Genomic DNA, 23,020 nt, shown 5'->3' on the forward strand with positions numbered 1-23,020 from the left:
ACCCGAGCCGGGCACCGCACAGGAACCGCACAGAGAGAACACACGATCACCAAAGCGGCGGCCGCGACCGTGGGGGCATGACAGCCACCGCCCCCGCATCGCGGCCCGGGACCGTCCCGGTCGACCTGGCCGGCCCGCAGCCCGTACTCGACGTCGTCATCCCGGTCTTCAACGAAGAAGCCGACCTCGAGCCGTGCATCCGACGGCTGCACGCCCACCTGGCCGAGCACGTCTCCTACCCGTACCGGATCACCGTCGCCGACAACGCGAGCACCGACGCGACGCTGCAGGTGGCCGAACGGCTCGCCCGCGAATTCCCCGAGGTGGCCGTCCACCACCTCGACGAGAAGGGCCGCGGCCGTGCGCTCAACGCCGTGTGGCAGGCCTCCGACGCCGCCGTGCTCGCCTACATGGACGTCGATCTCTCGACCGATCTCGCCGCGCTCGGGCCGCTCGTCGCGCCGTTGCTGTCCGGGCACTCCGATCTCGCCATCGGCAGCAGGCTCGCCCGGGGGGCGCGAGTGGTGCGGGGCCCGAAGCGCGAGTTCATTTCCCGCTGCTACAACCTGATCCTGCGCTCGACGCTCGCCGCGAAGTTCAGCGACGCGCAGTGCGGGTTCAAGGCCATCCGCGCCGACGTCGCCCGCGAACTGCTGCCGCACGTCGTGGACACCGGCTGGTTCTTCGACACCGAGCTGCTCGTCCTCGCCCAGCGCGCCGGGCTGCGGATCCACGAAGTGCCCGTGGACTGGGTCGACGACCCCGACTCGTCGGTCAACATCGTGCGCACCGCCACCGAGGACCTCAAAGGCATCGCCCGCGTCACCAAGGCCACCTTCACCGGCGAAATCCCGATCAGCCGGCTGCGGGAGCAACTCGGCAGGCAGCCGATCGGCGTCGACGCGCCGGGCGTGCCGCCGCGGCTGGTGACGCAGCTGGTGCGGTTCGCCGCGATCGGCGTCAGCAGCACGCTCGCCTACCTCGTGCTGTTCCTGCTGCTGCGCACGATCGTCGGCGCGCAGCCGGCGAACTTCGCCGCGCTGCTGGTGACGGCGATCGGGAACACCGCGCTGAACCGGCGGCTCACCTTCGGCATCCGCGGCCGGGCCGGCGCCGGGCGGCACCAGGTCGAAGGGCTGCTCGTGTTCGGCCTCGGGCTCGCGCTCACCAGCGGCTCGCTCGCGCTGCTCAACGGATCCACCACCCCCGGCCTGATCCTGGAGCTCACCGTGCTGGTGCTGGCGAACCTCGCCGCCACGGTGCTCCGGTTCCTGCTGCTGCGCGGCTGGGTGTTCAACCCGCGCCGCCAGGCCACCACTCAGAAGGAGTACTGATGACCGCCGTCCTGCCCGCCGCGGTGTCCGAACCCCGGCACCGCAAGGAGTCCGCGGCGCACGCGCCCCCACGCTGGGTGCGCCCGGCGGTGTTCGGCCTGCTGGCCGCGACCGCGGTGCTGTACTTCTGGAACCTCACCGCGTCCGGCTACGGCAACTCGTTCTACGCGGCCGCCGTCCAGTCCGGGACGCAGAGCTGGAAGGCGTGGCTGTTCGGGTCGCTGGACTCGGGGAACGTGCTGACCGTGGACAAGCCGCCCGCGGCACTGTGGGTCGGCACGGCGTTCGCCCGGATCTTCGGCTTCTCGAGCTTCACCGTGCTGGCCCCGCAGGCGCTGATGGGCGTCGCGTCCGTCGGGATCCTGTACCTGACGGTGAAGCGGACCGCCGGCCCGGTCGCCGGGCTGCTGGCGGGGGCGATGCTGGCGGTGACGCCGGTCGCCGCGCTGATGTTCCGCTTCAACAACCCGGACGCGCTGCTGGTGCTGCTGATGATCGCGGGCGCGTACTTCGTCGTGCGGGCCACGGAAACGGCGAGCCCGCGGTGGCTCGCGCTGGCCGGGGCGGCGATCGGGTTCGGGTTCCTGACCAAGATGATGCAGGCGTTCCTGGTGCTGCCGGCGTTCGGCCTGGCGTACCTGATCGCGGCGCCGGCGTCGCTGGGCAAGCGGTTGCTGCACCTCGGCGGCGCGGTCGTCGCGCTGGTCGTCTCGGCGGGCTGGTTCATCGCGCTGGTGGACCTGTGGCCGGCGTCGGCGCGGCCGTACATCGGCGGCTCCGAAGGGGACAGCCTGCTCGAACTCGCGTTGGGCTACAACGGTTTGGGCCGCATCTTCGGCGGCGAGGGCAACGGCGGCGGCTTCGGTGGCGGCGGCATGGGCGGCAACACCGGCTTCGGCGGGTCGACGGGCCTGTTCCGGATGTTCGGCGCCAGCTTCGGGACGGAGATTTCGTGGCTGCTGCCGGCCGCGCTGATCGGGCTGGTGGCCGGGCTGTGGTTCACCCGCCGGGCCCCGCGCACGGACCGCACGCGGGCGGCGCTGGTGCTGTGGGGTGGCTGGCTGGTCGTGACGGCGGCGGTGTTCAGCTTCATGAGCGGCACGGTGCACCCGTACTACGCGGTGGCGCTGGCCCCGGCGATCGCCGCGCTGGTCGCGATTTCGGGCCGCGCGCTGTGGCAGGGCCGGGCGCACCTGGCGCCGCGGGCCGTGCTGGCCGGGATGGTCGTGGCGACGGCGGTGTGGTCGTTCATCCTGCTGGACCGGACCCCGGACTGGTTCCCGGCGCTGCGCTGGGTCGTCGCGGTGCTGGGGGTGCTGGTCGGGACGGTGCTGGTGATGGGCGTGCCTGCTTCTCGCCGCTTCCTCGCGGTCGTGGCGGCGGCGGTGGTCCTGACGATCGGGGTGTCGTCCGCGGCGTACGGCGTCGAGACGGCTTCGGTGGCGCACAGCGGGTCCATCCCCAGCTCGGGCCCGACGTCGAGCGCGATGGGTGGCTTCGGTGGCTTCGACGACTCTTCGAGCGCGGTCGGTGCGTTGCTGGCCAAGACGACGACGAAGTGGGCGGCGGCGACGACGGGTTCGCAGAGCGCGGCGTCACTGGAGCTGGCGAGCGGCAAGGCGGTGATCGGCATCGGCGGCTGGAGCGGCTCGGACCCGGCGCCGACGTTGGACGAGTTCAAGGCGTACGTGGCCGCGGGCGAAGTCGAGTACTACGTCGAGGGCGGCCGCGGAGGCGGCCCGGGCGGCGGCTCGTCGGAGATCACCGAGTGGGTGACGGCGAACTTCACCGCCACCACCGTCGACGGCCAGACGGTGTACGACCTGCAGAGCTGAGCATCGTGCGAAGGGGCCCGCTCACGGCCCCTTCGCACGCAGGTGGTGGCTGACGTCGCCGAGGAGGTCCACCGTCGCCCGGCGCTCGGTGAACCGCCAGCCGCTCCCGTCTCGCGTGAAGCTGTCCTCGTACCTGCCTGCCGCGATCGTCTGCAGCGGGAAACCCGGGAGCGCCTGCAGGACCGTGAAGTATGCGCGGCCGGCCGCTTTCGAGCCGGACACCTCGAGTGCCACGTTCGTCGTCACGTGCTTCGTGCGCGGTGTCCCGTCCTCGTACACGAGCACCGACCCGCGCAGCATCCGCTCGACCTCCGCCGCGCCCCGCAGCACGCCGCCGCTCCCCGCGAAAGCCCCTTCCGCGAACAGCGCTCCCACGCCCGCGAAGTCCCCGGCGTCGACCAGCGAAGCGTATGAGAAGACCAGGTTTTCGAGCGCCCGGTAGTCGTCCACGAAGACGATCGTACCGAGCGCGGAAAGTCTCAGCCGCGCCTTAGGTTCGGCGCGGATCATGGAGGTCAGAGGGGATGAGGAGGCCGCGATGATCACCACCCGTCCGGGTTACCCACGCTGGCACACCGCGAGTGCGCAGGGGCCGCGCTCACTCAACGCCGACGCCGTCGGGGCGTACGCCGCCGCCGGCGGGCCCGGTATCGCGTTCGCCCTCGCCGACGGCGTCGGCGACGATCCCGCCGCCGCGCGCGCCGCCCGCACCGCCGCCGCGGCCGCCGCGCGCACGCCCGTCCACAAAGGACCGGTGGCGGCGGTTCTCGCCGCCCAGCGTGCGGTGCGCGAGCAGACCCTGGGTGACGCGGTGCTGGTGGTCGCCATGCCGGCCGAGCACGGCGGGTACCGCATCGCCTGGGTCGGCGACGCCCGCGCGTACGCCTGGGACGGCACCACGCTGAGCCGCCTGACCACCGACCACACGCTCGCCGAGTACTTCCGCGCCCGCCACCAGCCGGTGACACCGCGGATGGAGCACGTCGTCACCACCAGCGTCCGAACCGCGGAAGCGCACGAGATCGGCACGGCGGAGACGACGAGCGCAGGCCTGCTGCTGACCAGCGACGGCGTACACAAGCCGCTCACCGGCAGCGGCATCCGCGCGGTGCTGGCCCGGCCGGGCACGGGCGCCGCCGAACTCGTCGAAGCCGCACTCGCCCGCGGCGGCTCGGACAACGCGACCGCCCTCTACGTCGAACCCCTGGAGGTCGACAGCACCACGGTCCGGTTTCCCGTCGCCGCGTGAGACAACGTGAGACAACGTGAGACCGGACCCGAGATGACAAAAACCGGCCAATCGCGCCCGGCTCATAGCTGATTCGTCACCTTCTGCTTACTCTCGTGACCCACCGTATCGAAGGGTCGCAGGGAGTCGCCGATGGCAGAACCAGACCGAACTGTCCTGTTCGCCAGGCAGTTGCTGTGGCACGGCGTCGTCGGCGAACCACCGCGGAAGCCGCCGGTCGCCGTGCTGCTCGGCCCGGTCGGTTCCGGGAAGACACACGCACTGCACCGGATCGACGCCGACCTCGGCTGGGGTGTCGTGCACAGCCGGTTCGACTTCGGCGACAGCAACGCGAACCCGGCCGACGTGCTCACCCGGCTCGTGTACGGCTTTTCGCGCAGCTGGCGTCACCGTGCGAAGCCGCGGTTCCTGCGATTCGCGCTGGCTCTGATCGCCGCACAGGCCGACCTCGGTACCACCGACTACGCCCAGGACAAAGCCACACTGCGCCGGCTGCTCGAAGAGTTCCACCGCGACCGCCGGCCCCGGTGGGTCGACGCGACGATCGGTCTCGGCGTCCGGCTCGCCACCGCGACAGGAGCGGTCCCGGCACCCTACGCCGACGCGTTTTCCGCCGAGCTGCCCAAGCTGGTGCAAGCAGTCCGGCCCCGGCTGGCCCAAGCCCTGCGCTCGCTGCGGGACGTGGAGTGGTTCCAAGGTGGCGACGCCTACGACGCGCTCATCGACCTGAATCGGCTTGCCCGCGGACGCGAAGCCGACGCCGAGCTGCTCACGGCTTGGCTGATCGAAGCTTTCCTCGCGGACGTCAGGGAAAACCACCGCCGGATGTCCGGCCCCGAACGCCGAAGCCCCTGTGACTGTCCCGATTCCCGACGGAAGCCCCATTCGCACACCTGGGTGGCGCTCCTGGACAACGTCGACCACCCTGGTGGCCTCACGTTCCTGCGGGCCTTGACCGCCGCGCGAGAACGGCACCGCGGCACCGCCGACCCATTGCTGGTGGTCGCCACCAGTGGGTCGTGGCAAGGCGAGTGGGGCGACGAACTCGGCCGGACCTGGCGTCCGCCCTGGCAACCGGAAAACGGCGTGGGCCGAACCGTTCCCGCCTGCAGCCAGGCCTCTTACGAGCACTGGGCCGACCCTGCGGATGCGCGGTCCTCGGCGTACTACCCGGTGCTGCTCGAGCCGCTGGCCATCGGCGGGGTCACCGAACTCCTCGGCCGCGACGTCCCGCGCGCACGTGCTGAGTTCGCACACCGGGCGACCGGTGGTCTGCCAGGCGCGGTGAAACACGTAGCGCGGGTCTTGCCCGGCAGAGAGATCGTGCCGGGCGCGCGCGACCTCCTCGGAGACAACGGCCCGGGCCCCTGGCAATCCTGGCTGTCCGAGCTCGGCCTGTCCGCTGTGGAGATGGATGAGCTGGTGGCAGCAGCGCCCTTCGCCACAGCGCCGTGGCTGGTCCAGCCGCGAGCGGAAGGCGCCACCGTCCAGCCGCGCATCGGAACGATCCTGACCGAGCTGCGGGCCTCCCTATGGGTTCGGGCGAGTGGTCACGACGGCACCCAGGATCAGGTCACGCTGCATCCGTGGCTTGCCGGCAACCTGACCTCCGCTCTGGCCCGCCGCGACGACGACGCTCCGGGCTACCGGGCACAATTCACCGCCCTCCGGACCATCGTGGGAACCGACGACGTCCGCCGTGCCTATTGCCTGCTCGCCCTCGGCGAGTTTCCCGCCGTGGTCGATTTGTTCGAACGGGACTTCCCGGATTTACCACACCTCCAGTGGCTCGACCGGCTCACGCTGGTCGTCCACGCGCCGGACAACCAGCCCCTCACCTCCGGCTACGACGAACTGCGCGAACAACTCGTCAAGGCCGACCGCGAGCACCAGCCCGACCGGACGCCCCTGCGCAGCGAACTTGCGCGCCTGATCGCCGCGAGCTGGCTGGTCACGAACCCGTTCGCCGTGCGGGGCAGCGCCCAGAACCGCGACATCGAGCTGGCTTTGGTCAACCTCTCTCGAACTTCCGAACGCGCCGACACTGCCCACCTCTACACCTTCGCCGACCGGGCCGCACGCGGCCTCTGGCCGTGAGGAGCCACCTTGTCCCGCAGCGTTCTGGCCGGCCGTGCCCCGTCACGGAGCCGCCATACTGCCCCGCCGGTGCGCCCGCGGGGGTGGGCGCACCGGCACTGGCTGGTCCTCTCCGCCGCTGCCCTCGTCCTGCTCAGCGGTCTGGTGACCTGGCAACGGCCGTGGGAGCGATGCGGGCCGGGTCTGGACGACACGGCCGACGCCGGGTGCGTCGGCCTGAACCTGGAGTCAGGCCCGTTCCGGGACGACGACCCGCTCGCCGACCTCGAAGCCGTCATCGCGGAGCGCAACGGACAAGTCGCCGGCGACTACGAAACGATCGTGCTGCTGGAAAACATGACCTCGGATCCGGCTACCGACAGCACACCGACCAACTACGTCCGCCACGAGATCGAAGGTGCCATCACCGCGGTCTCGCCCGGCTCCGGGGCCGCCCACTTCAAGCTCCTTCTGGCCAACATCGGCGGAGACGCCGCACACTGGCGCGCGGTGGTGGACCGGATCGTCGAGCACTCGGACAGCGAGCACATCGCCGCGGTCACCGGCCTCGGCATCAGCCTCAGCAACGTCCGCGACGCCATCGCGGCCTTGTCCGAGCACAACATCGTGACGATCGGCGCCACCGTCACCGGCGACGACCTGAACTTCGACGCGGCCCACCGGCCCATCCGGAACTTCTTCCGGGTCGGGCCGACGAATACCGATGAGGCACGAGCCGCCGTGAACTACATCGCGGGCCTGCCGAACCGGCGCACGATGCTCGTCGCGGACGTCAGCGACGCGGAAATCTACGCCGCGACGCTGGCCCGGGCCTTCCAACAGCAGAACCTGGTCCCGGTGGAATTCACGAAGAAGTACCGGCTGCCCGCCAGGCTCACCGGCGCCAACCGCCACGAATACCTGCTCAGGCTGTTCAGCGGCATGCACTCCGACATCTGCGCCGCACAGCCGGACGTCGTCTACTTCGCCGGCCGCGGCGTGGACCTGCGGTCTTTCATCACGGCACTGGCGGGAGACGGCGCTTGCCGGCAACTCCCGTCGGTGACGGTGATCTCCGGCGACGACGCCGCGACCACCGTCGGTTCGCCGCTCCCGCTCGACGGCGACATCGCCGTCCAGCCCCTCTACACCGCTCTCGCCTACCGGGACCAGTGGCAGAAGTTCGTCGGCGACCCGGCATCCCTGACCTACCGGACGAACTACACCGACTTCGAGAACCGCTTCACCCGGAACAGGTTCGCCCCGGCCGACCTGCTGGACGGCGCCGCGATGATCGAGCACGACGCCGCGGCCACGGCGGTAAAAGCCGCCGAGGACAACCCGACACGAGGCTACGAGGGCATGGCCAACTTCGTGGCGAACATCGACTGCAACTCGGCGCTGCCCGGCGCCACCGGCTTCGTTGCCTTCCGACAGGAAGACGGCAACCAGGTCGACAAGGCGCTGCCGATCCTGCGGCTGCAGGCCAACGGTACGACCAGTCCGGACGCGCTGGTCTGGTCGCAGGGACACCCACTGGACACAACGCCGACGTGCCGTTCCCAGTAGTCGGCCGCGGGATTCTCGCCCTCTCGGACGGTTCCGCCGTGGGCCGAGCCCTTAGGCGGCGCGCTTGAGCTGCCGGTACTCCCGCAGCACCAGGACGATGATCACGAGGTCGAGCGCGGCGAAGAACGGCAGCGCGATCGAGTGGGTGTGCACCGCGCGGAAAATCTCGTACCCGACGAACGCGGCCAGGATGACGGCCGCGACGGGGTAGGCGCGGACGATCTTGCGGGCCAGCGCCCACACCAGGCCGAGCTTGATCAGCCCGTGGGCGAGCAGGTACGCGACGGCGAAGGTCTTGGTGTCGCCGTGGAGGAAGTTCTCCGTCGCCGACTCGAGGTGGCGCGCCAGCGTGCCCGACGGGTCGCCGAGCAGGTCGCGGGTGATCACCGCGTGGGTGAAGCCGCTGACCGTCGCCGCCGGGACGAACGCGAGGATCAGCGCCCCGACGACCTGCAGCGCGCCGTCGAGGCCCTTGAGTGCGATCGCGATCCGGAAGAACCGCTCGGTCGCCGTGGTCTGTTGGTCGGACATGCCTCCAGCTCAGCAGAAACGGCGGATCAGTGCACGTGGAGGCACTTTTCGCACCGTTCGTGCCGGGCTGTCCGGCCGGTCGGGTCCGTCCCGTAGAAGGGCAGGCACGCCGCACCGCAGACGGCGAGGAAGATCGGCCCGCACCGGAGGGGGTGCGGGCCGACCTGGTGGGCGACGGCCAGCGCTTGCCGCCGTGCGCCCGCTTCGGGGAGCCAGCCGTGCTCCGGCAGGCCGGCCCGGACTTCGGCGTCGAGCTCGTCGGCGCGGGTGATCAGGTCCGCGCCCAGCTCGGCGAGCCGCTCGCCCAGGTCGCGGAGGATGTCGGGACGTGGCGCCTCCTCCCCGACGGTTCGGGCCAGCCAAGCCAGATCGGGGACGAGCGAGGCGTGCAGGTCGCGAATGCGCTCCAGCAACCGCTGATCCCGGCCGGCGTCGGTCAACACCGCCCCAGCCACGCCGACTCGCACCCGGCACAGGTCGGGTCGAACCAGTGCCCTCCGAGCTGCGGAACATCACGGACCGCCACCGTCACTTCTTCCCCGCACAGAGCCACGAACTGTTCCTCCGGACGCGGAGGAAAGGGTCCGTCGAGCGCGTGGCGCTTTCCCTCCGCTTGCTGCCACCTCAACATGGTGTCCATTGAAACTGTCGCGGCTGGTTGACACCAACACACTGAGCGAGTGACGAACGAGGTTTCCTATGATCGAGGAATGAAACCGACTTCTTCGACGCCACGAGCCCGCGCATTGGCCGCAGGACTGCGCGAGCTGCGCGAAGCACACGGAATGGGCCTGCGGAAGCTCGCCCGGATACTCGGCTTCGCACCACAGGCCCTTTCACTGTGGGAGAAGGGATTGAGACTGCCGACCGTGGCGGACGTGGCACTCATCCTCGGCTTCTTCAAGGTGAGCGGGGAAAAGCAGACACACCTGCTCGAACTGGCGAGGACGGCCCGCGAGCGCGACTGGGTCACGCCAGGCTCACCCGAGATCACTCCCGAATTGTCCGGCCTGCTGGAATGCGAGCGATCCGCCACGAAGATCACCGCTTGGGCCTCCACTATCATTCCCGGGATCCTGCAGACCGCCGACTACGCGCGGGCCATTCTCAGCAATTCCGACCTGACTCCGACCCAGGCCGATACCCATCTCGTCACGCGACTCGATCGCCAGCGGATTCTTTCCCGACCCGAGCCGGTCCAATACCGGGCGATCATCAACGAGCGCACTCTTCACGAGCCGATCGCGAACGAGGACATCATGTCAGACCAGATGGATCACCTGCTCGAAGTCGCCGAGCGGCCCAATGTCTCGCTGCGAGTCCTGACCGCCAAAGGCTCGTACCACCCCGGCATGCTCGGCTCATTCTTCCTCTACGAATATGGGGACACCCCGCCGATCGCCCTGCTCGAACATGCTTACTCGAGCGCCTTTCTCTACGAAGCAGATCACATCCGCGCATACTTCGGGCTTGCTAAAGTGCTCTCCGGAAGAGCTTTGAGCGAAGAAGCCTCGCGCGCCCTGATCGCAGAGGCAGTGAGATAGCCGGAGGACCACATGGAAGCCACCTGGCGCAAGTCGAGCCACAGCGGCGGAAACTCCGAATGCGTCGAGGTGGCGATCGATCGGACCGTGGGCGTGCGGGACAGCAAAGCACCCGCCGCGGGTCAGCTCACCGTCTCCCGCCGGACCTGGTCAGCGGCCCTCGACCGGCTTCGCTGAGGTCTCCGCCCGCACCACGTCCTCCGCGAAGGCCACCGCCGTCTTCGCGCCTTCGTCGCCGAAGATCGGGCCGTTCGTGTACAGGCCGTCGATGATCACCATGATGCGGTCGGCCAGGCGCTGCGGGTCCGGCGCCGAAGTCTTCGCGGCCAGCTGCCGCAACTGCGTGCGGACCCGCACGAAATGGTCCACCGACACGCGGTGCGCCGGGTGGTCGCGGTCCGGGAACTCGGCGAACGTGTTGCGCAGCGGGCACCCGCGCGTGCCCGGCTCGTTGACCCGCTCGCCCACCTCGCGCACCAGCTCCACCAGGTGCCCCTCCGGGGTGGCCGCCGCGGACTTCGCGACGATGTCGTCCCAGTCGCCGCTGCAGCGCTTCAGGTACGCCACGACCAGGTCGTCCTTGCTCGCGAACTGGCCGTAGAGCAGGTTCTTGCCGCACCCGCACTCGTCGATGATCTGCTGCATCCCGACCGCGTGCACGCCATACGCGTTGAACAACCGGGTGGCTGTTTCGAGGATGCGCTCACGGGCGTCCGGCATCGGCTTGCGCGGCATACCGCCCAGCATACCGGACCGAATGGTCCACATCGCGAAACGCCGGTTGACAACGCGAGACGCGCCCCGTCATGATTCGGACCGTTCGGTCCCGGACCGATCGGTCCGACTTCGCTGGGGGTTCCCTTGACTGTCTCCACCGCACCCGCCGCGGTGCACGACCACCTCTCCCCGCGCGCCCGCGTGCTGCTGCTCGTGCTCTGCGGCGCGATGTTCCTCGACGCGCTCGACGTCTCGATGAAGGGCGTCGCGCTGCCCTCGATCGGCGCCGAGCTCGGCATGTCCACCGGCGCCCTGCAGTGGGTGGTCAGCGGGTACGTCCTCGGCTTCGGCGGCTTCCTGCTGCTCGGCGGCCGGGCCGCCGACCTGCTCGGCCGCCGCCGGATGCTGATCGGCGCGCTCGTGGTGTTCGCCGTCGCGACCGCGCTCGGCGGCTTCGCCACCAGCGGCCCGCTGCTCGTCGCGGCCCGGTTCGTCACCGGGATCAGCGCCGCGTTCAGCGCGCCCGCCGGGTTCTCGATCATCACGACGAGCTTCACCGAGGGCCAGGTGCGCAACAAGGCGCTGTCGATCTACACCGCCACCGGCGCGACCGGCTTTTCGCTCGGGCTCGTCGCGGGCGGCCTGCTCACCGAAGCCAGCTGGCGGTGGGTGTTCCACGCGCCCGTCCTCGTCGCGGTCGCGACGCTGGCCGGCGCGCTGGCCGTCGTCCCGCGCACGCCCGCCACGCCGGGCCGGGGCTTCGACGTCGCCGGCTCCGCGACGATCACCGCGGCGATGCTCCTGCTGGTGTTCACGCTGGTCGAGGCGCCGAAGGCGGGCTGGGCGTCGGTGCGGACGCTCGGGTCGCTGGTGGCCGTCGCGGTGCTGCTGGCGGTGTTCGTGGTGCTCGAACGCCGGGTGGTGAGCCCGTTGCTGCGGCTGGGGATCCTGCGGTCCTGGCCGCTGGTGCGGGCGAACGTCGCGGCGATGTCGCTGCTCGGCGGCTGGGTCGGCGCGCTGTTCATCATCACCCTGTACCTGCAGGACATCCGCGGCTGGTCGGCGTTGCAGACCGGGCTGGCGGTGTGCCCGAGCGGCGTCGTCGTGGCTGTCCTGGCGCCGCGGATCGCCGCGCCGCTGGTCGGGCGCTTCGGCTCGGGACGCGTCGCGTTGGCCGGCCTGGTGGCGTCCGTTGCGGCGTACGCGCTGCTGCAGTTCCTCGACGCTTCGTCCGGGTACGCCACGCTGATGCTGCCCGCGTTCCTGCTGGTGGGAGTCGCTTTCACGCTCACCTACGGACCCCTGACGATGGCCGCGGCGGACAGCGTCCCGGCGGCCGACCAGGGCCTGGCGGGCGGGCTGGTCAACACGGCGTTCCAGGTCGGCCCGGCGCTGACGCTGGGCGTGGTCTCGGCGGTGACCGCCACCGGCAGCCTCCGGGCGGCCCTGGTGGTCCCGCTGATCGTGGCCGCACTGGGGGTGGCCGCGATGCTCCCGGCCCTGCGCCGCGCCTGAACGCCGTGAACGCCACATCGGGAGACTCGATGTGGCGTTCACGGACCCGGGCTACACGGCGGGCGGGGCCGACCGGGTGCCCCAGCCGGTGGGGCTGTCGCTCAAGGAGAACCTGATCTTGCCCGCGCGCAGCAGGTCCGCGTGGGAAATCCAGCTGCGGTCGTCGGCCCGGTGTCCGATGAGGACGTCCTTTGTGTACTGCAGCTTCCCCGCGCTCGCGCCGGGCGCCTCGATTTCGATCTTGCGGCCGCCGTCCGGGCGGATCTCGACCTTCTCGAACATCGGCGTGCTGAGCAGGTACGTCCCGGAACCCGGCTGGGCTTCGAAGACACCCGCCATGCCGAACACCAGCCACGACGAGATGGTGCCGAGGTCGTCGTTGCCGGGCATGCCGTACGGCGTGTCCGTGAACAGCGTCCGCGCCGCGCGCAGCACGGCCGAGGTCTTCCACGGCGCACCCGTCCAGCTGTACATCCAGGGCGCGTGCAGATCGGGCTCGTTGTTCGGGTTGAAGGCGAAGTTGTTGTGGTAGTCGTACGCGCCGTGGACCCACGAGTCCTTGGCCGCCTTCGCCGGATCGGTGAGCAGGAGCGGCAGGTCGAAGAAGGTGTCAAGCCGCTTCTCGGCCTGCGCCGGGCCGCCCATCAGGCCGAACAGCTTCGTGGTGTCCTGCTGGGCGAGCCACTGGTACTGCCACGGCGTGCCCTCGTGGAACCCGGTCGACTGGGCGGGATCCGGGTCGCCGACGCCGGTGCCGTCCGCCGCGCGGGTGCGGGGGAAGCCTGTGAAGCCGTGGGATTCGACGCTCGTGTCCCACAGTTTCGCGAAGTTGCCGCAGCGCGCCCGCAGCGTGGCCGCCTGGTCGCGGTAACCCAAGCCGGACGCCATTGTGGACAGTGCGCAGTCGGCGAGCGCGTATTCGAGGGTGGCCGATCCGGCCTGGCGGGTGTCGCCGTAGGTGTAGCCGGGCAGGTCCTGGTAGCCGATCCAGCCGTTGCGCACGTAGGTCGGGTTGCCGTCGCGGCCGCGGAAGATCGACTGGTCCTTCGGGACTTCGTTGGCGTTGCGCCACAACGCGTCGAACAGCTGACGCGCGGTGTTGTCGTCGAGGATGCCGCGGCGGTAGTTGTCGACCACCCACGGCGTGACCGGGTCGCCGCTCATCACGTTCGTCTCGCCGCCGGCCAGCGCCCAGCGCGGGACCCAGCCGCCGTCCTGGGCGATCTTGAGGACGGACTTGGTCATGTCCGCCGCCTTGTCCGGGTGCAGCAGCGCGACCAGCTGGTTCTGCGAGCGGTAGGTGTCCCACAGCGAGAACATCTGGTAGTAGGTGTCGCGGCTGCGGTGGACCCGGTCGTCGAAGCCGCGGTACGAACCGTCCACATCGGACCCGACGGACGGGTGCAGCAGCGACCGGTACAGCGCGCTGTAGTAGGTGCGCTGGTCGGCGGTCGTCCCGCCGGCGACGCGCATCCGGTTCAGCTCGGCCGCCCAGGTGTCATGGGCGGCTTTTCGGGCCTTGTCGAACGACTTGGGCTGCTCGGCGCCGCGGTTGAGCCGGGCGCCGTCGATCGAGGTGTAGGAGAGGCCGACGGAGGCGCCGACCTGGTTCTTCTCGGTGCCGAAGGTGAGCCACGCGCCGGTGCGCTGGGCACCGAGCCCGGCGTCACGCCGGTTCGGCGTCAGCTTGCCGTCGGTCCAGGTGCCGAAGCCGGTGAACTTGCGGTCGAACTTGGCGCTGAAGAAGACCTTGTAGCGCTCTTTCTGCGTCTCCCAGCAGAAGTTGCCGCCCTGCAGCCAGCCTTCGACGGTGTCGTCCCCGACGACGTGGACGTCGCCGGCGTAGGTGTAGCCGTTGCTCTCGCCGACCTCGATGAGGACGTTTTCGCTCGTCCCGCCGGGGAAGGTGTACCGGTGCCGTCCCGTGCGCTGGGTGGCGGTGAGTTCGGCTTCGATGCCGTTCGCGAGCTTGACGCCGTAGTAGCCGGGCTGCCGGGTCTCGTCGGCGTGGCTGAACTTCGTGCCGTACTGGGCGGGATCGCTGCTGGTGACGGCGCCGGTGGTGGGCATGAACCGGAAGTTGCCCATGGTCTGGCAGCCGACGCCGGAGAGGTGGGTGTGGCTGAAGCCGAGCGTGGTGTCCTGCGCGTAGTCGTAGGACGCGTACTTCTTGAGCTGGGTGTCCGGACTGAGCTGCACCATCCCGAAGGGCGTGGTGGCGCCGGGGAAGGTGGTGCCGTCGCCGTTGTTGCCGATCGAGGTGTCGACGAGCGTGGTCGGGTCTTCGGCGAATCTCACGCCCGCTTCGGCCGGGGTGACCAGCGCCATCGTCGTGGCTCCCGCCAGCAGGGTGGCCAGGACGCGGGTCCGCGTTCTCGTTCGTGTCGTCGGCGACAACGTTGTCACATCCACGGTGGGATCTTTTCCGTTGTCCGGTGGACAAATCAAGCCCCGGTTCAGACCGGGTGGGTGATATGCCCACCGACGACCGTCGCGGTCACCGGGAGGGCTCGCAGGTCCGCCGGGGACAGCCGCGACGGGTCCGTCGCCGTCACCATCAGGTCCGCGACGTCCCCCACCGCCACCCCGCGGCGGCCGCCCGAGGAGGCGGCCAACGCGTCGGCGAACGGGATCGCCTGCTCCGGGTGCCACGGCGGGCGGTCGTCGTCGGTGCGGGAGATCGCCGACGCGATGCCGTCCCACGGATCCAAGGGCGCCACCGGGGCGTCCGAGCCGAACTCCAGGCGGGCGCCCGATTCCAGCAGCGACCGGTACGGGAACGCCCGCGCGGTCCGGCCGTGCCAGTGGCGGTCCGCGACGTCGCGGTCGTCCGGCTGGTGGGCCGGCTGGACCGCCGCGATCACGCCCAGCGCCGCGAACCGCGGGACGTCGGACGGCGACAGCAGCTGCGCGTGCTCGATGCGGCCCGGGCAGCCGACTTCCTCGAACGCGTCCAGCGCGATCGTGTTCGCCCGGTCGCCGATCGCGTGGACCGCGGGAATCAGCCCGTGGTCGAAAGCCCTTCGCATCAACGGGATCAGCGAAGACGGCGGCAGCTCCAGCAAGCCCGGCGAATCCACGCCGGGGTACGGGTCGTGGCAGTAGGCCGTGCGGGTGTTGAGGGAACCGTCCACGAAGAGCTTGAACGGCCCCACCGTCAGCAGCCCGCCGGAGTCCGGCAGGACGTCGCCCGTGCGGTGGCCGCGCTCGATGGTCTGGTCCAGGAGGTGCTTCGCGATGACGCACGAGATCCGGGCCGCCGGCGCTCCCCGGCGCGTCCAGTCCGCCACCGTGTCCGCGTATTCGTAGTCGACGATCTGCGTCACGCCCCGCGCGGCCGCCGCGGCCACCGCTTCGGCCACCCACCGGTCCTGGACGTCGATCGCCGCCGTCGGGAGCTGAGCCGTCGCGGCCATGCAGTCGCCCTCCAGCAGGACGCCCGTCGGGTGGTCGCGGCCGATCAGCTTCAGCGCCGCCGGGCTCAGCCACAGCGTGTGCAGGTCCGCGCTGAACAACGCGACCGCGCGCCCGGGCAGCGCCCGCTGCAGCAGGTCCTTGTGCGGCTTGTCCGGCCACAGCGCGTCGCGGAACCCGGCGCCCACGACGAGTTCCGTCTGCGGCGCGGGCGTCGCCAGCAGGTGCGCCAGCAGCAGCTCGATCGCCTCCCCGGCCGAGCGGGCCGCGTCCAGGGGGATGCGGCGCCGGAACGTCGCCCACTGCACCAGGTGGACGTGCGCGTCGACCAGGCCGGGCAGCAGCGTCCCGCCGTGCCCGTCGACCACCCGCGCGGCGAACCCCGTGGAGCCCGGTCCGGTGATCGACGTGACCCGGCCGTCGTTCACCCGGACGTCGGCGAGGTCCCCGCCGGGACCCGGCCGGACGCGGCGCAGCAGGAGATCATCCATGCGGACAACCTTGCCAGCCGGACCCGTCCGGGTGAAGCACGCTTGAGACCTGAAATATCCGGGTACTAACAGGCGTTATAAGCAATGGCAGCCGTCGCCCGCCGAAGGGTCAGGGCCGGTCCATGGGCGCCGCCTTCACAAGCCGCGCAGGGTTCGACTCCCTCGGTTGCCGCCAAAGCTTCAGCCCACCGGGATGTCCCGGCGCCGCAACGCGAACAGCCCGGCCGCGCCCGCCACCACCGCGATCGCCGCCAGCCACAGCGCCGGTGCCATCGAGAACGCTCCGCCCGGCAGGCGCGGCAGGTGCTGGAACGGCGAGATCCCCAGCACCACGTCGTTCCACCGCAACGCCGTCCCCACCAGCGACAACAACAGGAACGCCGCCAGCAGACCCCAGGCCGCCGCCGAATACCGAGGGACGAAGCCGATCAGCACCAGCGCCAGCCCGGCCAGGACCCACACCGCGGGCAGCTGGGCCAGCGCCGCCGGGACCAGCCCGAAGCCGCTTCCGTACGCCGCGCCCGTCGCCCAGCCCGTCACCGCGAGCACCAACGCCGAGCCGGCGAACGCGAACGCCAGGTGGGCCAGCGCCCAGCCGAGGCGGCCGACCGCCGTCGCCAGTACCGGTTCCGCCCGGCCCGCCGCCTCCTCCGCGCGCAGCTTCAGCGTCGCCTGCACCGCGTAGCCCGCCGCCGCCAGGCCGAACAACGTCATCGTCCCGGCCAGGTACGCGTCCATCACCGCACCGCCGCCGCCCACGCGGGAGAACACGTCCGCGACCGCCCGGTTGTCCCGCATCACCTCCGCGACGTTCTGCGCGACCCCGCCCATCAGCAACCCGACGAGCGCCAGGCACCCGGTCCAGACCAGCAGCGTCCCCCGCTGCAGCCGCCAGGCCAAGGCCAGCGGCGAGCGCAGCGACGCCTTCGCCTCGGAACGCCCGAGCCGCGCCGGAAGCAACGCCGCGCCGAGGTCCCGGCGCGCCGCCACCGCGACGGCCACGACCACCAGCACGCCGGTCGCGAGGACACCCAACCCGAGCACCCACCACTGCTCGCCCGCGAACGGCCGCAGCCGGTGCGCCCAGCCGATCGGCGACAGCCACGCGAGCCAGCCGGCCGAGCCGCTGCTGTCCCCCGCCGCGCGCAGGAGGAACGCCAGCACCAGTACCCCGATGCCGAGGCCCCGCGCGCCGCTCGCGCCCCAGGTGAGCTGGGCGGCGACCGCGCCGGCCCCGGCGAACACCCAGCCCGCCAAGGCGAATCCCGCACCGAGCGCCAGTGCCCCGCCGAGCGGCTCGCCCTGCGCGGCGACGCCGAGCGCGGTCAGCAGGCCGAACGCCAGGGACGCCCCGCAGGCGGCGAGCACCGCCGCGACCAGCCCCGCGTGCCGGCCGACGACGGTGGCGCCGGTGAGCTCACGACGTCCCGCTTCCTCCTCGGTCCGGGTGTGCCGGACCACGGTGAGCAGCGCGATCAACCCCACGACCACCGGGACGAACCCGCACTGCCACGCCAGGAGGTTCCCCACCGACGAGCCGTACAGCGGGCCGTTGCGCACCACGAAGGTGGCGCTCGAGGCGTTGAGGTCGTAGAAGTGCTGCCGCGACGCGGCATCCGGGTACGCGGCCTTGATCGACGACAGGTAGCCGATCGGCGCGAGCGCCAGACCGACGATCCAGACCGGCATGAGCAGCCGGTCGCGGCGCAGCACCAGCCGCAGCAGCGCCCAGGCCCCGGTCATCGCGCCGCTCCGACCGGCTCGTCGTGGCGGTAGTGGCGCAGGAACAGTTCCTCGAGCGTCGGCGGGCGGCTCACCAGGCTCCGCAGCCCGGCTTCAGCGAGGTGCCGCATCACGTCGTCCAGCGCCGGCTGGTCGACGGACAGGTGGACGTGCGAGCCGTACGAGCTCAGGTCGTGCACCCCCGGCAGCGCCGCCAGGTCCGGCGGCACGTGGGCGAGCGAGGCGTCGATGGTGATCCGGCCGAGGTGCCGCAGCTCGTCCAGGGTGCCCGACTCCACCGTGCGGCCGGCCCGGACGATCGTGACGCGGTCGCACAGCGCTTCCACCTCGGAGAGGATGTGCGAGGACAGCAGGACCGTCCGGTCGCCGCGTTCCCGCTCCTCGGCGATCACCTCCCGGAAGACCTCCTCCATCAGCGGGTCGAGCCCGGACGTCGGCTCGTCGAGCACCAGCAGCTCCACATCGGACGCCAGCGCGGCGACCAGCGCGACCTTCTGCCGGTTGCCCTTCGAATAAGTCCGGCCCTTCTTGCGCGGGTCGAGGTCGAAGCGCTCGACGAGCTCCGCGCGGCGGGCGGGGTCGAGGCCGCCGCGCAGCCGGCCGAGCAGGTCGATGACCTCGCCGCCGGTCAGGTTCGGCCAGAGGGTGACGTCGCCCGGCACGTACGCGAGCCGCCCGTGCAGCTCGGTCGCGTCGGCCCAGGGGTCGCCGCCGAGCAGGGTGGCGCGGCCGCCGTCGGCGCGCATCAGCCCCAGCAGCACGCGGATCGTGGTGGTCTTGCCGGCGCCGTTGGGCCCGAGGAAGCCGTGCACCTCGCCGGTGTGGACGGTCAGGTCGAGCCCGTCGAGGGCCCGCGTCCGGCCGAACGCCTTGGTGAGGCCGTCGGCGGTGATCGCGTCGGCCATCGTCATTCCTTCCGTGGGTACGCGGCCAGCGATTCACTGGCCTTCTTGAGCGATTCGGGCGTGGCGAGCGGGTGGGTGAACAGGTAGCCGGCGGCGAGCGACATGCGCAGCATCGCCTCGTGGGTACCGGGTTCCTCGCCGAGCGCGCGGGCGACGTGGTCCTGCAGGATCATCATTCCGCCGGTCATCGCGGCCAGCGCGGCCGCGCAGGCGCGGGGGTCCGGCATGTCCAGGCCCTGCTCGCGGAACCAGCGCTCGGTGCCGTCGACGATCTCGGTGAACTGCGCGGCCGCGGCCGCGGAGCCGTCGATCATCGCGCGGCCCATGTAGCGGCGGAACAGCAGCTGGCGCGTGTCGAACGTCGGGACGAACCCCGGGTCCGCCTCCCCCTTGACGAGCGCCTCCTCCTTGAACTTCATCAGCTCGTCGAAGACGTGGGCGTCGCAGGCTTCGCGCAGGCCGTCCTTGGAGCCGAAGTGGTGGCGGATCAGACCACCGGAGACACCGGCTTCCTTGGCGATGTCGAGGATCGACGTCTTCTCCATGCCGCGCTCGGTGAAGAGCCGGATGGCGGCGTCGCGGATCCGGGCCCGGGCGGTGAGGTCTTCGGCGTTCATCAAAGGTCCTATACGTACGTGTAGTCGACTACTCAGAAATATAGTCCGCTGCACACGCATATAGCAAGGCCACACTTCACCGGGAAGTGCGGCTTCCGGTGACGGACCAACCGATTAGGCCATTTGGCTCGCAACCAATTGCGGTCTATGGGCTAACTGTCTGATTGCTGACGAAGATCCCAGCCTGTGTACTGCTCGGACGCACATCTTCACGAAGGGTCGTTTCAGTGACACAGCACAGATCGCGCTGGAGACGGCGGGCCGGGATCACCGTCCTCGCCACCGCACTCGGCGCCTCCGTCCTCGGGGTCGCCGTCCCGGTGGCCTCCGCCCAGCAGGCCCCGCCCACCAGCGGCGCGGCCGACGGCAAGACCCTCGACGAACACGACCGCGCGCTCGTCGCCGAAGCCGAAAAGGCCGGAAAGCCCGACGTCACGCTGCTGATCGCCGCGGAAAAGGGCCAGACCGGCACCGCCGTGAACGAGCTCAAGGCCCTCGGCGGCGTCGTCCAGTCCACCGACACCAAGCTCGACTACGTCAAGGTCACCATCCCGCCGGACAAGGCCGAAAAGGCCGCAAAACTCAAGTCCGTCAACGCGGTCGACGTCGACGGGCTCATCCAGCGCGACGACCCGAAGCCCGACGGCGCGACCACCCCGCTGCCGCAGCCGGCCCCGGGCAAGAACACCCCGCGCGTCAACCCGTACCTGCCGACCGGGGACACCTACGCGGCGCAGTTCGGCCAGGTCCTGCCCAACTGGGACGGCAAGGACACCACGGTCGCGGTGCTCGACTCCGGCGTCGACCTCGACTCCCCCGCGCTGGCCACCACCAGCCACGGCGAACGCAAGATCGTCGACTGGTACAACGCCAACGCCACCAACTCCGGCGACGGCACCTGGGTCAAGCAGTCCACGCAGACCTACACCGGCACCTTCACCGCGAACGGCAAGACCTGGACGGCCCCGGCGACCGGCGGCCCGTACACGTTCGGCCTCTTCGGCGAGACCGCGGGCGACCTGGGCGCCGCGGACAGCGAGACCGGCGGCGACATCAACCGCGACGGCGACCGCACCGACTCCTTCGGCGTGCTGCTCGACCCCGCCACCAAGGAGGTCCGGGTCGACCTCAACGGCAACGGCGACTTCACCGACGAAAAGCCGATGACCGACTACAACAAGAAGTACGACGTCGGCTTCTTCGGCACCGACAACCCGGCGACCGACATCGCCGAGCGGATGGCCTTCGTGGTCCAGACCGACAAGCCGGGCTTCGTCGGCATCGGCATCGCCGGTGCGGAGCACGGTTCGCACGTGGCCGGCATCGCCGCCGGCAACGACCTGTTCGGCGGCAAGATGGACGGCGCCGCCCCGGGCGCGAAGGTCCTCTCCGTCAAGGTCTGCCTCACCAGCGCCGGCTGCACCTCCTCCGGCCTGATCGACGGTGTCGTCTACGCGGCCAGCCACGGCGCCGACGTCATCAACATCTCGATCGGCGGCCTGCCGGCCCTCAACGACGGCAACAACGCCCGCGCGGAGCTCTACAACCGCACGATCGCCGAGTACAACGTCCAGATCTTCATCTCGGCCGGCAACAGCGGCGCCGGGGCGAACACCGTCGGCGACCCGTCGGTGGCCACGGACGCGATCTCGGTCGGCTCGTACATCACCAAGGAGACCTGGCTGTCGAACTACGGCTCGGTCACCAAGAACCCCGAGTCGATGCACCCGTTCTCCTCGCGCGGCCCGCGTGAAGACGGCGGCTTCAAGCCGGACATCATCGCGCCCGGCGCGGCCATCGCCACCGTCCCGCGGTGGGAGCAGCCGAGCCCGGTTCCCGGCACGTACACCCTGCCCGCCGGCTACGCGATGCTGCAGGGCACGTCGATGGCGGCGCCGCAGGCGACCGGCGCGGCGGCGCTGCTGGTGAGCGCGTACAAGGCGACGCACAACGGCCAGCGGCCGCCGGTGGCGCAGCTGCGTTCGGCGATCAAGTCGACCGCGCGGTTCGTGCCGGGCATCGGCGCGTACGCCCAGGGCGCGGGCCTGTTCAACGTCCCGGCCGCGTTCGTCGCGCTGTCGCTGAACCCGAAGCCGGACGCCGTCTCGACGTCGGTCGAGGTGCACACCGCGCTGTCGGGCCTGCTGGCCAAGCCGAACACGGGCGTGGGCATCCACGACCGCGAAGGCGTGACCGCGGGCAAGGCCTACACCCGGACGTACACGATCACCCGCACCACGGGCTCGGCGCACCCGGTGCCGTACTTCGTGCGGTGGGTCGGCAACGACGGCACGTTCTCCTCCGGTTCGACGGTGGTCCTGCCGCTGAACACGCCGGTTTCGTTCAAGGTGAACGTGAACCCGAAGGGCACCGGGGTCCACTCGGCCCTGCTCTACCTGGACAACCCGCTGACCATCGGCATCGACGTGCAGACCCTGAACACGGTCTTCGCGCCGCAGGAGTTCGTCGCCGGCAAGGGTTTCCAGGTCGAGAACTCGGGCAAGGCCGCCCGCAACCAGGCGACCAGCTACTTCGTGCGGGTGCCGCAGGGCGCCAGCGCGCTGAAGGTGGACCTGGACGCCGGCGCCGGCGCCCCGGGCAAGGGCCAGGTGCGGTTCCTGCGGTACGACCCGACCGGTGTCCCGGCCGAGGCCAGCACCGCGACGACCGCGTGCTACCTGCCCGACGCGGGTGCGGGCTGCGCCGGCGGCACGCCGACCAGCCGGACGATCGCCAACCCGCTCCCGGGCGTGTGGGAGATCGTCGTCGAGGCGCGGCGGACCTCCGATGTGGCCGAAGCGCCGTACAAGCTGACGGCCGCGGTGCTGGGCACGGCGATCTCGCCGAACCCGGACACCATCGCGTCCGCCACGCTGAACACGCCGATCTCGCGGTCCTACACCGTGCAGAACACGCTCGGCGCGTTCACCGGCAAGCTCAACGGGGCGACCCTGGGCAGCGCCAAGACGCAGCGGCCGTCGATCGCCGAGGGTGCGCAGCAGCAGTACCAGATCCCGGTGACGGCGGGCTCGCAGTCGCTGACCGTCACGATCGGCAAGACGTCCGACGTCGGCGCCGACCTGGACCTGGTGCTGTACAACTGCACCACCGGCTCCTGCGTGCAGGCGGCGGTGAGCGCGGACGGCGACTCCGAGGAGTCGGTGACCGTCGCCAACCCGGCGGCGGGCACCTGGGTCGCGCTGATCGACGGCTACGCGGTGCCGGCCGGCACCACGGAGTACGACTACCTCGACGTGTTCGTCAACCCGGCGTTCGGTTCGATCTCGGTGACCGACGCGAACGCGCTGCGGGCGTCGGGCAGCTCGTGGACCGCGCCGGCGACGGTGACGGCCACCGCCGCCCCGGCGGCGGGCCGGACCCTGCGCGGTCAGCTGACCGTGCAGACCGACACCGGTGTCACGGTCGGCACCTCGCTGGTGCAGATCACCGCGGTGAGCTAGTTCGCAAATCCGTGAAGGC

General features: G+C 70.8%; 19 protein-coding genes. 9 read left to right on the plus strand and 10 right to left on the minus strand.

The annotated features are described in order from the left end of the window. The first annotated feature begins 77 nt into the window (after nt 1-77). Together ACWED2_RS06585 and ACWED2_RS06590 are read left to right on the plus strand one after the other, a co-directional pair. Nucleotides 78-1,334 (plus strand): glycosyltransferase, encoded by a 1,257-nt coding sequence (locus ACWED2_RS06585; RefSeq protein ID WP_449689433.1) that lies wholly within the window; start codon nt 78-80, stop codon nt 1,332-1,334. Then, complete coding sequence (locus ACWED2_RS06590) at nt 1,334-3,169, plus strand: ArnT family glycosyltransferase (protein ID WP_449689434.1); 1,836 nt, start codon at nt 1,334-1,336, stop codon at nt 3,167-3,169. The genes ACWED2_RS06585 and ACWED2_RS06590 overlap by 1 nt, the downstream gene beginning before the upstream one ends. A 21-nt stretch (nt 3,170-3,190) precedes the next feature. Here the strand turns inward: ACWED2_RS06590 and ACWED2_RS06595 are convergent, their stop codons facing one another. Further along, nucleotides 3,191-3,619: a nuclear transport factor 2 family protein gene (locus ACWED2_RS06595; RefSeq protein WP_449689435.1), complete on the minus strand. Its 429-nt coding sequence runs from the start codon at nt 3,617-3,619 to the stop codon at nt 3,191-3,193. An 88-nt stretch (nt 3,620-3,707) separates the two neighbouring features. Here ACWED2_RS06595 and ACWED2_RS06600 point away from each other — a divergent pair, with 88 nt between their 5' ends. The 3 genes from ACWED2_RS06600 to ACWED2_RS06610 all read left to right on the plus strand — a co-directional run bounded on the left by ACWED2_RS06600 (nt 3,708) and on the right by ACWED2_RS06610 (nt 8,063). Then, complete coding sequence (locus ACWED2_RS06600; protein ID WP_449689436.1) at nt 3,708-4,418, plus strand: PP2C family protein-serine/threonine phosphatase; 711 nt, start codon at nt 3,708-3,710, stop codon at nt 4,416-4,418. A gap of 222 nt (nt 4,419-4,640) precedes the next feature. Then, nucleotides 4,641-6,515, plus strand: a complete 1,875-nt coding sequence (locus ACWED2_RS06605) for a hypothetical protein (protein WP_449689437.1) — start codon at nt 4,641-4,643, stop codon at nt 6,513-6,515. A gap of 69 nt (nt 6,516-6,584) precedes the next feature. Beyond that, on the plus strand, nt 6,585-8,063 hold the full coding sequence (locus ACWED2_RS06610; protein WP_449689438.1) for an ABC transporter substrate-binding protein: 1,479 nt from the start codon (nt 6,585-6,587) through the stop codon (nt 8,061-8,063). Between the two features lie 51 nt (nt 8,064-8,114). On the opposite strand, the gene ACWED2_RS06615 is transcribed toward ACWED2_RS06610, so the two are convergent. Genes ACWED2_RS06615 through ACWED2_RS06625 form a run of 3 tightly spaced genes read right to left on the minus strand, consistent with a single transcriptional unit; the run spans nt 8,115 to nt 9,234 of the window. Continuing rightward, nucleotides 8,115-8,594: a DUF2127 domain-containing protein gene (locus tag ACWED2_RS06615; RefSeq protein WP_449689439.1), complete on the minus strand. Its 480-nt coding sequence runs from the start codon at nt 8,592-8,594 to the stop codon at nt 8,115-8,117. Between the two features lie 26 nt (nt 8,595-8,620). Further along, nucleotides 8,621-9,007, minus strand: coding sequence for a hypothetical protein (locus ACWED2_RS06620; protein WP_449689440.1), 387 nt, complete (start codon nt 9,005-9,007; stop codon nt 8,621-8,623). A gap of 23 nt (nt 9,008-9,030) precedes the next feature. Beyond that, complete coding sequence (locus tag ACWED2_RS06625) at nt 9,031-9,234, minus strand: zinc finger protein (protein ID WP_449689441.1); 204 nt, start codon at nt 9,232-9,234, stop codon at nt 9,031-9,033. Between the two features lie 40 nt (nt 9,235-9,274). On the opposite strand from ACWED2_RS06625, the gene ACWED2_RS06630 reads away from it, so the two are divergent. Together ACWED2_RS06630 and ACWED2_RS06635 are read left to right on the plus strand one after the other, a co-directional pair. Next, nucleotides 9,275-10,138 carry a helix-turn-helix domain-containing protein gene (locus ACWED2_RS06630; protein ID WP_449689442.1) on the plus strand — a complete coding sequence of 288 codons (864 nt, stop codon included), beginning with the start codon at nt 9,275-9,277 and terminating at the stop codon, nt 10,136-10,138. Between the two features lie 12 nt (nt 10,139-10,150). Continuing rightward, nucleotides 10,151-10,315, plus strand: a complete 165-nt coding sequence (locus tag ACWED2_RS06635) for a DUF397 domain-containing protein (RefSeq protein WP_449689443.1) — start codon at nt 10,151-10,153, stop codon at nt 10,313-10,315. Here the strand turns inward: ACWED2_RS06635 and ACWED2_RS06640 are convergent. After that, nucleotides 10,289-10,873: a TetR/AcrR family transcriptional regulator gene (locus ACWED2_RS06640; RefSeq protein WP_449689444.1), complete on the minus strand. Its 585-nt coding sequence runs from the start codon at nt 10,871-10,873 to the stop codon at nt 10,289-10,291. The genes ACWED2_RS06635 and ACWED2_RS06640 overlap by 27 nt on opposite strands. Nucleotides 10,874-10,999: 126 nt before the next feature. Between ACWED2_RS06640 and ACWED2_RS06645 the strand changes: the two genes are divergently transcribed. Continuing rightward, nucleotides 11,000-12,370 carry an MFS transporter gene (locus tag ACWED2_RS06645; protein WP_449689445.1) on the plus strand — a complete coding sequence of 457 codons (1,371 nt, stop codon included), beginning with the start codon at nt 11,000-11,002 and terminating at the stop codon, nt 12,368-12,370. 51 nt (nt 12,371-12,421) lie between these two features. On the opposite strand, the gene ACWED2_RS06650 is transcribed toward ACWED2_RS06645, so the two are convergent. The 5 genes from ACWED2_RS06650 to ACWED2_RS06670 form a co-directional block, all read right to left on the minus strand. Beyond that, entirely contained in the window at nt 12,422-14,782 is a 2,361-nt protein-coding gene (locus ACWED2_RS06650; RefSeq protein ID WP_449689446.1) for a GH92 family glycosyl hydrolase, read from the minus strand. 44 nt (nt 14,783-14,826) lie between these two features. Then, nucleotides 14,827-16,275: an amidohydrolase gene (locus tag ACWED2_RS06655; protein ID WP_449689447.1), complete on the minus strand. Its 1,449-nt coding sequence runs from the start codon at nt 16,273-16,275 to the stop codon at nt 14,827-14,829. A gap of 180 nt (nt 16,276-16,455) precedes the next feature. Continuing rightward, nucleotides 16,456-18,018 (minus strand): ABC transporter permease, encoded by a 1,563-nt coding sequence (locus ACWED2_RS06660; protein ID WP_449689448.1) that lies wholly within the window; start codon nt 18,016-18,018, stop codon nt 16,456-16,458. Continuing rightward, complete coding sequence (locus tag ACWED2_RS06665; RefSeq protein WP_449689449.1) at nt 18,015-18,923, minus strand: ABC transporter ATP-binding protein; 909 nt, start codon at nt 18,921-18,923, stop codon at nt 18,015-18,017. Before ACWED2_RS06665 ends, ACWED2_RS06660 begins: the two co-directional genes overlap by 4 nt. A 2-nt stretch (nt 18,924-18,925) precedes the next feature. Next, nucleotides 18,926-19,540: a TetR family transcriptional regulator gene (locus tag ACWED2_RS06670; protein WP_449689450.1), complete on the minus strand. Its 615-nt coding sequence runs from the start codon at nt 19,538-19,540 to the stop codon at nt 18,926-18,928. A gap of 227 nt (nt 19,541-19,767) precedes the next feature. Between ACWED2_RS06670 and ACWED2_RS06675 the strand changes: the two genes are divergently transcribed. Beyond that, the gene (locus ACWED2_RS06675) at nt 19,768-23,001 is read left to right on the plus strand and encodes a S8 family serine peptidase (RefSeq protein ID WP_449689451.1); all 3,234 of its coding nucleotides are present in this window, start codon (nt 19,768-19,770) and stop codon (nt 22,999-23,001) included. Nucleotides 23,002-23,020: the final 19 nt, after the last annotated feature.

Source organism: Amycolatopsis sp. NPDC005003 (assembly GCF_053600695.1).

What these genes read in the sequence shown, in the direction of transcription:
- ACWED2_RS06635 (WP_449689443.1), top strand. Translation starts at nt 10,151, where the DNA reads ATGGAAGCCACCTGGCGCAAGTCGAGCCACAGCGGCGGAAACTCCGAA.
- ACWED2_RS06665 (WP_449689449.1), bottom strand. Translation starts at nt 18,923, where the DNA reads ATGGCCGACGCGATCACCGCCGACGGCCTCACCAAGGCGTTCGGCCGG.
- ACWED2_RS06640 (WP_449689444.1), bottom strand. Translation starts at nt 10,873, where the DNA reads ATGCCGCGCAAGCCGATGCCGGACGCCCGTGAGCGCATCCTCGAAACA.
- ACWED2_RS06590 (WP_449689434.1), top strand. Translation starts at nt 1,334, where the DNA reads ATGACCGCCGTCCTGCCCGCCGCGGTGTCCGAACCCCGGCACCGCAAG.
- ACWED2_RS06655 (WP_449689447.1), bottom strand. Translation starts at nt 16,275, where the DNA reads ATGGATGATCTCCTGCTGCGCCGCGTCCGGCCGGGTCCCGGCGGGGAC.
- ACWED2_RS06585 (WP_449689433.1), top strand. Translation starts at nt 78, where the DNA reads ATGACAGCCACCGCCCCCGCATCGCGGCCCGGGACCGTCCCGGTCGAC.
- ACWED2_RS06625 (WP_449689441.1), bottom strand. Translation starts at nt 9,234, where the DNA reads ATGGACACCATGTTGAGGTGGCAGCAAGCGGAGGGAAAGCGCCACGCG.
- ACWED2_RS06600 (WP_449689436.1), top strand. Translation starts at nt 3,708, where the DNA reads ATGATCACCACCCGTCCGGGTTACCCACGCTGGCACACCGCGAGTGCG.
- ACWED2_RS06660 (WP_449689448.1), bottom strand. Translation starts at nt 18,018, where the DNA reads ATGACCGGGGCCTGGGCGCTGCTGCGGCTGGTGCTGCGCCGCGACCGG.
- ACWED2_RS06615 (WP_449689439.1), bottom strand. Translation starts at nt 8,594, where the DNA reads ATGTCCGACCAACAGACCACGGCGACCGAGCGGTTCTTCCGGATCGCG.
- ACWED2_RS06670 (WP_449689450.1), bottom strand. Translation starts at nt 19,540, where the DNA reads ATGAACGCCGAAGACCTCACCGCCCGGGCCCGGATCCGCGACGCCGCC.